This window comes from Peptoniphilus harei (assembly GCF_900454685.1).
Lineage (GTDB): Bacteria > Bacillota > Clostridia > Tissierellales > Peptoniphilaceae > Peptoniphilus_A > Peptoniphilus_A harei.
This window is the reverse complement of the sequence record NZ_UATM01000013.1, coordinates 1-7,970: the sequence shown is the minus strand read 5'-3', so window position 1 is coordinate 7,970 and position 7,970 is coordinate 1. Positions and strand designations below refer to the sequence as shown.

8 protein-coding genes, 2 pseudogenes and 2 riboswitches are annotated in these 7,970 nt (G+C 34.4%); of the genes and pseudogenes, 5 read left to right on the top strand and 5 right to left on the bottom strand.

The window, feature by feature from the left end:
• The first annotated feature begins 187 nt into the window (after positions 1-187).
• Positions 188-280: riboswitch (SAM riboswitch) on the top strand.
• A 129-nt stretch (positions 281-409) separates the two neighbouring features.
• From metK (DRZ96_RS00570) to DRZ96_RS00555, 5 genes and pseudogenes are all read left to right on the top strand, one after another.
• Positions 410-1,583: pseudogene (gene metK / locus DRZ96_RS00570) on the top strand (methionine adenosyltransferase); the annotation flags it as partial.
• Between the two features lie 115 nt (positions 1,584-1,698).
• Positions 1,699-2,244: a hypothetical protein gene (locus DRZ96_RS11185; protein ID WP_256584709.1), complete on the top strand. Its 546-nt coding sequence runs from the start codon at positions 1,699-1,701 to the stop codon at positions 2,242-2,244.
• Between the two features lie 2 nt (positions 2,245-2,246).
• Entirely contained in the window at positions 2,247-2,654 is a 408-nt protein-coding gene (locus DRZ96_RS11180; RefSeq protein ID WP_256584708.1) for a hypothetical protein, read from the top strand.
• 165 nt (positions 2,655-2,819) lie between these two features.
• Positions 2,820-3,737, top strand: coding sequence for an SAM-dependent methyltransferase (locus DRZ96_RS00560; protein WP_112889215.1), 918 nt, complete (start codon positions 2,820-2,822; stop codon positions 3,735-3,737).
• A gap of 139 nt (positions 3,738-3,876) precedes the next feature.
• On the top strand, positions 3,877-4,020 hold the full coding sequence (locus DRZ96_RS00555) for an HU family DNA-binding protein (RefSeq protein WP_172605430.1): 144 nt from the start codon (positions 3,877-3,879) through the stop codon (positions 4,018-4,020).
• On the opposite strand, the gene DRZ96_RS12450 is transcribed toward DRZ96_RS00555, so the two are convergent.
• From DRZ96_RS12450 to metK (DRZ96_RS00535), 5 genes and pseudogenes are all read right to left on the bottom strand, one after another.
• Entirely contained in the window at positions 4,012-4,170 is a 159-nt protein-coding gene (locus tag DRZ96_RS12450; RefSeq protein WP_112889240.1) for an HU family DNA-binding protein, read from the bottom strand. The two genes, DRZ96_RS00555 and DRZ96_RS12450, sit on opposite strands and share 9 nt — an antisense overlap.
• Before the next feature lie 139 nt (positions 4,171-4,309).
• A complete protein-coding gene (locus DRZ96_RS11170) occupies positions 4,310-4,513 on the bottom strand; it encodes a hypothetical protein (RefSeq protein WP_256584707.1) in 204 nt (67 codons plus the stop codon).
• Entirely contained in the window at positions 4,497-5,228 is a 732-nt protein-coding gene (locus DRZ96_RS00545; protein WP_256584706.1) for an SAM-dependent methyltransferase, read from the bottom strand. Before DRZ96_RS00545 ends, DRZ96_RS11170 begins: the two co-directional genes overlap by 17 nt.
• A gap of 163 nt (positions 5,229-5,391) precedes the next feature.
• Positions 5,392-6,348, bottom strand: coding sequence for a hypothetical protein (locus DRZ96_RS00540; RefSeq protein ID WP_112889214.1), 957 nt, complete (start codon positions 6,346-6,348; stop codon positions 5,392-5,394).
• 113 nt (positions 6,349-6,461) lie between these two features.
• Positions 6,462-7,632 (bottom strand): annotated as a pseudogene (metK, locus tag DRZ96_RS00535) (methionine adenosyltransferase).
• 125 nt (positions 7,633-7,757) lie between these two features.
• Positions 7,758-7,850, bottom strand: a riboswitch (SAM riboswitch).
• Positions 7,851-7,970 lie beyond the last annotated feature (120 nt).

Below are 7,970 nucleotides of genomic sequence, written 5' to 3'. Positions count from 1 at the left end.
TGCAGCCAACTGTTTTATATTTACAAAGCAGATGAATTCTGATTATGAGTTTGCATCAAAGGTAATAACCTTAAGCTTTATTATGAGTATTATTACCTATCCTTTGGGAATATCCCTAATGAACTATTTTAATTTGTTGCACTAAGAATTTTTAAGTGCTATAATCAAGCTACAAAATATAAATAATACCTTATTGAGAGTGGTGGAGTGAATGGGCACTGTGAAACCCGGCAACCTAGTTGGTGCTAAATCCCACAGATTTTTATCTGGAAGATGAGGTTTAATGGTCCTCACTTTTGCGTGGGGATTTTTTTTATGGATTAAAATTTAAAAGACTTTATAAATTTGACTAATAAAAAGATTCATACATTAAATCAAGGTATTTAAAATGGAGGAAAGAATAAAATGAAAAAAATGGCAATTTAGTTCAGAGTCCGTAACAGAAGGACATCCTGACAAAGTTTGCGACCAAATATCTGATGCCATCTTAGATAAGATTTTGGCAGAAGATAAAAATGCAAGAGTAGCCTGTGAAACTATGGCATCCACAGGCATGATAGTTATAACTGGAGAAATCTCAACAGAAACTTATGTAGATTTTGAAAAAAACTGCAAGAGAAGTCCTAGAAGATATTGGATATAACAGGGCCAAATTTGGCTTTGATGGAAACACTTGTGCAGTCCTATCTGCAATCAAGGAACAATCCTCTGACATAGCAATGGGTGTTGACAGGTTTAAGGAAGAAGGAGTAGATGAACTTGACTCCTTTGGAGCAGGAGACCAAGGGATTATGTTTGGATTTGCCTGCAACGAAACAGAAGAGCTAATGCCACTTCCAATTTCTCTTGCCCACAAGTTATCAAGAAGATTAACTGAAGTGAGAAAAAATGGTACACTTGACTACCTAAGACCAGATGGCAAGACTCAAGTTACAGTTGAATATGAAGAAGATAAACCAGTAAGACTTAAAAATGTTGTAGTTTCATCTCAACATGCTCCAGAAATTTCTATGGAACAAAATTAGGGAAGATATAATAGAGAAGTTGTAGAAAAAGGTTGTTCCAAAAGAATTTATAGACAAGGACACAGAATTTTTCATCAACCCAACTGGCAGATTTGTTATTGGTGGACCAATGGCCGATGCGGGACTTACTGGTAGAAAAATAATAGTTGATACCTACGGCGGCTTTGGAAGACACGGCGGTGGAGCTTTCTCAGGTAAAGATCCAACAAAGGTTGACAGATCAGGTGCCTACTATGCAAGATACATTGCAAAGGAACCTAGTGGCAGCAGGACTAGCAGAAAAAGTTGAAATTGGACTTGCCTATGCAATTGGTATTGCAAGACCAACTTCAGTTTATGTAGAAACTTTTGGCACTGGCAAATTATCTGACGAAGAAATCGAAAAGATTATTATGGAAAACTTCGATATGAGACCAGCTGCAATAATTCGTGACCTTGACCTATTGAGACCAATTTACAGACAAACTGCATCCTATGGTCACTTTGGTAGAAAATGACCTAGACCTTCCTTGGGAAAAGACTGATAGGGTAGAAGACCTAAAGAAATATCTCAAATAAGACTGCGTTAAAAATTAAATTTAGGGTAAGATAAGAATAGCGGTTAAAAAAAGACTAACTTAGTATGCTATAATTAAAGAGTAAATTTATTTTTAGAGTCGAGAAGAGGATGGTTATGAAGAAAACTTTTAATTATTTTAGAGCAAACCCATGTGGAAATATAACAGGATTTGTTGTAGCTCCTGTATATCCAGGATATAGAAAAGCTTACACAGACTGTATCATGGAACAAATAGATAAGGATGTAGAGCAAGTTGGATTTATTTCTCCAGCATATGAAGGTGCACCACTTAGGATGGATATGATGGGTGGAGAGTTTTGTGCCAACGCAACAAGAGCTTACGGACTTTACTCTGCAAGCTTCTATGACACAGATGGACTTGTTGATATAGAAGTCTATGTAAGTGGTCACGAAGGAACTACTGATGTTATTGCAGATGTTAAAAATCAAAAGGCTTATGTAGCTTTAGATGCTCCTATTGGCAGAGAAAAGCTAACAATAGATGGCAAAGACTGTACTCTTATTAAGCTTCCTGGCATTAGCCATCTAGTTGTTGAGGAAGAAGAAGATAAAGAATTTGTAGATAAGGCTCTTGAGGTCCTTAAAAAGACCACAAGGACGAAGCCTATGGAGTTCTTTTCTTTAACAAGGAAAAACTAGAAATGATTCCTTACGTTTATGTAGAAGGTTCTGAAACTTTATTTAGAGAAGGTTCTTGTGGATCAGGAACTATTGCAGTAGTAAACTATCTTGAAGATGACATTGCAAAGCTTGATGAAGATTATAAGATTTCTATTAAGAATCCAGCAGGAGAACTTGAAGTTTTTGTTTATGAATTTGAAGACGGCAAGAAATTCTGTGTAGGTGGCAAGGTTGAACTTTCTGAAGTGGAAAAGAAATCTATAGAGATTCCACAAGACGTTGCCCTAGCAGTTATAGCTGAGCACGATAAGATTGTGGAAGAACACAAGAAGAAAATGGCAGAAGAAGAAAGTGAAAAGTCAGTTGATGAAAGTGACTTAACTGATGAAGAACTTAAAATAATGAGAGAAAAATTTGGATTTGATTAATCCACAAGAGGAGGGGAAGACCCCTCTTTTTTTATGTAAACTTTTAACAAAAAACCAAAATTATTTTGAATTTGAAAATAAAAAGAAGTTTGAAATTAAGATGAAGTTAATAAAAATTTGAAAACAATTAAAAGTTTATGTGTATAATGTAAGAAGGTGATTAGAATGATAAATGTTGTTGGACTTGGGTCCACTTCTTCAAGAGACCTTACCCTTAAAGCAGTAAAAATTATGAAAAATGGAAATAAAAATTTTTTGAGGACTGACAGGCATGAAGCCCTTTCTTTTTTTGAAGAAAATAAAATAGAATATGAGTCATTTGACTACTTGTACAATGAGATGGAAAGCTTTGATGAAGTTTACAATAAAATTGTAGAAGTTTTATTAGAAGAAGCTAAGGATAAGGAGATAAATTATTTTGTTCCAGGAACTCCCTTAGTTGCAGAAAAAACTGTTAGGCTCCTAATAGATAAAAAGGCTGATATAAATATTGTAAATGGAATTTCTTTTATTGAACCAGTTCTTGCTGGAGTGGGAAGAGACGCCGTTGATGGACTCTTATTTTTAGACTCAGATGCAAAGAAGTTTGACTTCGACACAAGACGTGATACCCTAATAACACAAGTCTATAACAAGAGAATTGCATCAGACCTTTCCCTCCTTCTTCAAGAAGTTTACAAGGAAGATGACATGGCTTATGTAATAACAAACGCTGGACTTGACGATGAGATTGTAAGGAAGGTTGAAATTTATAAACTTCCAAGGATTGATGACTACAACCACCAATCTTGCATTTACATTCCAAGGACAAGTGGCAAAAATCTTCCCCTAATTATGGATAGGCTTGAAGATATTCTGGAAAGAGAAGATATTTATCTAGATGACGATAGTTTTGAAAAGATAAAAAAACTTTTAATTGAAAAGTCTGAGGACTTATCCATGGACTATGAAAATGAGACAGACATCCTAATTTTATCTATATTATTACTTTTATTAAAAGACAAGGAAGGTCTAGTGGATTTCCGTGAAATTTATGATGAAATATACAAAAAATTGGATAAAATAGCGATTTTTTTAAAATAAATGTAGAAAATAAACTTAACTTAGGTTATAATTGTAACAGTCTTAGGAAAAGAGCCCTTTTAGATCTTGGAATATTAAAGGTTGAGAGGGTCTTAAACTAGGAAAAAGATTAAAGAAAATTCTTCAAGGAGGATATAAAATGAACAAATCAGAATTAGTAGCAAGCATTGCTGAAAAATCAGGTCTTACTAAAAAAGACGCTGAACAAGCTTTAAAACGGATTTATCTCTTCAGTTCAAGAAGCTCTTGCTTTATCTGTTGTTATGAAAAAGTTTCAAATTAGTTGGATATTGGAACTTTCGAAGTTAGACAAATCCGAACTCAAGCAAGTTTCTTGAACTGAAGAGATAAATCCGTTTAAAGCTTGTTCAGCGTCTTTTTTAGTAAGACCTGATTTTTCAGCAATGCTTGCTACTAATTCTGATTTGTTCATTTTATATCCTCCTTGAAGAATTTTCTTTAATCTTTTTCCTAGTTTAAGACCCTCTCAACCTTTAATATTCCAAGATCTAAAAGGGCTCTTTTCCTAAGACTGTTACAATTATAACCTAAGTTAAGTTTATTTTCTACATTTATTTTAAAAAAATCGCTATTTTATCCAATTTTTTGTATATTTCATCATAAATTTCACGGAAATCCACTAGACCTTCCTTGTCTTTTAATAAAAGTAATAATATAGATAAAATTAGGATGTCTGTCTCATTTTCATAGTCCATGGATAAGTCCTCAGACTTTTCAATTAAAAGTTTTTTTATCTTTTCAAAAACTATCGTCATCTAGATAAATATCTTCTCTTTCCAGAATATCTTCAAGCCTATCCATAATTAGGGGAAGATTTTTGCCACTTGTCCTTGGAATGTAAATGCAAGATTGGTGGTTGTAGTCATCAATCCTTGGAAGTTTATAAATTTCAACCTTCCTTACAATCTCATCGTCAAGTCCAGCGTTTGTTATTACATAAGCCATGTCATCTTCCTTGTAAACTTCTTGAAGAAGGAGGGAAAGGTCTGATGCAATTCTCTTGTTATAGACTTGTGTTATTAGGGTATCACGTCTTGTGTCGAAGTCAAACTTCTTTGCATCTGAGTCTAAAAATAAGAGTCCATCAACGGCGTCTCTTCCCACTCCAGCAAGAACTGGTTCAATAAAAGAAATTCCATTTACAATATTTATATCAGCCTTTTTATCTATTAGGAGCCTAACAGTTTTTTCTGCAACTAAGGGAGTTCCTGGAACAAAATAATTTATCTCCTTATCCTTAGCTTCTTCTAATAAAACTTCTACAATTTTATTGTAAACTTCATCAAAGCTTTCCATCTCATTGTACAAGTAGTCAAATGACTCATATTCTATTTTATTTTCTTCAAAAAAAGAAAGGGCTTCATGCCTGTCAGTCCTCAAAAAATTTTTATTTCCATTTTTCATAATTTTTACTGCTTTAAGGGTAAGGTCTCTTGAAGAAGTGGACCCAAGTCCAACAACATTTATCATTCTAATCACCTTCTTACATTATACACATAAACTTTTAATTGTTTTCAAATTTTTATTAACTTCATCTTAATTTCAAACTTCTTTTTATTTTCAAATTCAAAATAATTTTGGTTTTTTGTTAAAAGTTTACATAAAAAAGAGGGTCTTCCCCTCCTCTTGTGGATTAATCAAATCCAAATTTTTCTCTCATTATTTTAAGTTCTTCATCAGTTAAGTCACTTTCATCAACTGACTTTTCACTTTCTTCTTCTGCCATTTTCTTCTTGTGTTCTTCCACAATCTTATCGTGCTCAGCTATAACTGCTAGGGCAACGTCTTGTGGAATCTCTATAGATTTCTTTTCCACTTCAGAAAGTTCAACCTTGCCACCTACACAGAATTTCTTGCCGTCTTCAAATTCATAAACAAAAACTTCAAGTTCTCCTGCTGGATTCTTAATAGAAATCTTATAATCTTCATCAAGCTTTGCAATGTCATCTTCAAGATAGTTTACTACTGCAATAGTTCCTGATCCACAAGAACCTTCTCTAAATAAAGTTTCAGAACCTTCTACATAAACGTAAGGAATCATTTCTAGTTTTTCCTTGTTAAAGAAAAGAACTCCATAGGCTTCGTCCTTGTGGTCTTTTTTAAGGACCTCAAGAGCCTTATCTACAAATTCTTTATCTTCTTCTTCCTCAACAACTAGATGGCTAATGCCAGGAAGCTTAATAAGAGTACAGTCTTTGCCATCTATTGTTAGCTTTTCTCTGCCAATAGGAGCATCTAAAGCTACATAAGCCTTTTGATTTTTAACATCTGCAATAACATCAGTAGTTCCTTCGTGACCACTTACATAGACTTCTATATCAACAAGTCCATCTGTGTCATAGAAGCTTGCAGAGTAAAGTCCGTAAGCTCTTGTTGCGTTGGCACAAAACTCTCCACCCATCATATCCATCCTAAGTGGTGCACCTTCATATGCTGGAGAAATAAATCCAACTTGCTCTACATCCTTATCTATTTGTTCCATGATACAGTCTGTGTAAGCTTTTCTATATCCTGGATATACAGGAGCTACAACAAATCCTGTTATATTTCCACATGGGTTTGCTCTAAAATAATTAAAAGTTTTCTTCATAACCATCCTCTTCTCGACTCTAAAAATAAATTTACTCTTTAATTATAGCATACTAAGTTAGTTTTTTTAACCGCTATTCTTATCTTACCCTAAATTTAATTTTTAACGCAGTCTTATTTGAGATATTTCTTTAGGTCTTCTACCCTATCAGTCTTTTCCCAAGGAAGGTCTAGGTCATTTCTACCAAAGTGACCATAGGATGCAGTTTGTCTGTAAATTGGTCTCAATAGGTCAAGGTCACGAATTATTGCAGCTGGTCTCATATCGAAGTTTTCCATAATAATCTTTTCGATTTCTTTCGTCAGATAATTTGCCAGTGCCAAAAGTTTCTACATAAACTGAAGTTGGTCTTGCAATACCAATTGCATAGGCAAGTCCAATTTCAACTTTTTCTGCTAGTCCTGCTGCCACTAGGTTCTTTGCAATGTATCTTGCATAGTAGGCACCTGATCTGTCAACCTTTGTTGGATCTTTACCTGAGAAAGCTCCACCGCCGTGTCTTCCAAAGCCGCCGTAGGTATCAACTATTATTTTCTACCAGTAAGTCCCGCATCGGCCATTGGTCCACCAATAACAAATCTGCCAGTTGGGTTGATGAAAAATTCTGTGTCCTTGTCTATAAATTCTTTTGGAACAACCTTTTCTACAACTTCTCTTATTATATCTTCCCTAATTTGTTCCATAGAAATTTCTGGAGCATGTTGAGATGAAACTACAACATTTTTAAGTCTTACTGGTTTATCTTCTTCATATTCAACTGTAACTTGAGTCTTGCCATCTGGTCTTAGGTAGTCAAGTGTACCATTTTTTCTCACTTCAGTTAATCTTCTTGATAACTTGGGGCAAGAGAAATTGGAAGTGGCATTAGCTTTCTGTTTCGTTGCAGGCAAATCCAAACATAATCCCTTGGTCTCCTGCTCCAAAGGAGTCAAGTTCATCTACTCCTTCTTCCTTAAACCTGTCAACACCCATTGCTATGTCAGAGGATTGTTCCTTGATTGCAGATAGGACTGCACAAGTGTTTCCATCAAAGCCAAATTTGGCCCTGTTATATCCAATATCTTCTAGGACTTCTCTTGCAGTTTTTTCAAAATCTACATAAGTTTCTGTTGAGATTTCTCCAGTTATAACTATCATGCCTGTGGATGCCATAGTTTCACAGGCTACTCTTGCATTTTTATCTTCTGCCAAAATCTTATCTAAGATGGCATCAGATATTTGGTCGCAAACTTTGTCAGGATGTCCTTCTGTTACGGACTCTGAACTAAATTGCCATTTTTTCATTTTATTCTTTCCTCCATTTTAAATACCTTGATTTAATGTATGAATCTTTTTATTTAGTCAAATTTATAAAGTCTTTTAAATTTTAATCCATAAAAAAATCCCCACGCAAAAGTGAGGACCATTAAACCTCATCTTCCAGATAAAAATCTGTGGGATTTAGCACCAACTAGGTTGCCGGGTTTCACAGTGCCCATTCACTCCACCACTCTCAATAAGGTATTATTTATATTTTGTAGCTTGATTATAGCACTTAAAAAATTCTTAGTGCAACAAATTAAAATAGTTCATTAGGGATATTCCCAAAGGATAGGTAATAATACTCATAATAAAGCTTAAGG

Excerpts from the sequence above, each read along its gene's own strand:
- DRZ96_RS11185 (WP_256584709.1), top strand. The coding sequence starts at position 1,699 with ATGAAGAAAACTTTTAATTATTTTAGAGCAAACCCATGTGGAAATATA.
- DRZ96_RS11180 (WP_256584708.1), top strand. The coding sequence starts at position 2,247 with ATGATTCCTTACGTTTATGTAGAAGGTTCTGAAACTTTATTTAGAGAA.
- DRZ96_RS00560 (WP_112889215.1), top strand. The coding sequence starts at position 2,820 with ATGATAAATGTTGTTGGACTTGGGTCCACTTCTTCAAGAGACCTTACC.
- DRZ96_RS00555 (WP_172605430.1), top strand. The coding sequence starts at position 3,877 with ATGAACAAATCAGAATTAGTAGCAAGCATTGCTGAAAAATCAGGTCTT.
- DRZ96_RS12450 (WP_112889240.1), bottom strand. The coding sequence starts at position 4,170 with ATGAACAAATCAGAATTAGTAGCAAGCATTGCTGAAAAATCAGGTCTT.
- DRZ96_RS11170 (WP_256584707.1), bottom strand. The coding sequence starts at position 4,513 with ATGACGATAGTTTTTGAAAAGATAAAAAAACTTTTAATTGAAAAGTCT.
- DRZ96_RS00545 (WP_256584706.1), bottom strand. The coding sequence starts at position 5,228 with ATGATAAATGTTGTTGGACTTGGGTCCACTTCTTCAAGAGACCTTACC.
- DRZ96_RS00540 (WP_112889214.1), bottom strand. The coding sequence starts at position 6,348 with ATGAAGAAAACTTTTAATTATTTTAGAGCAAACCCATGTGGAAATATA.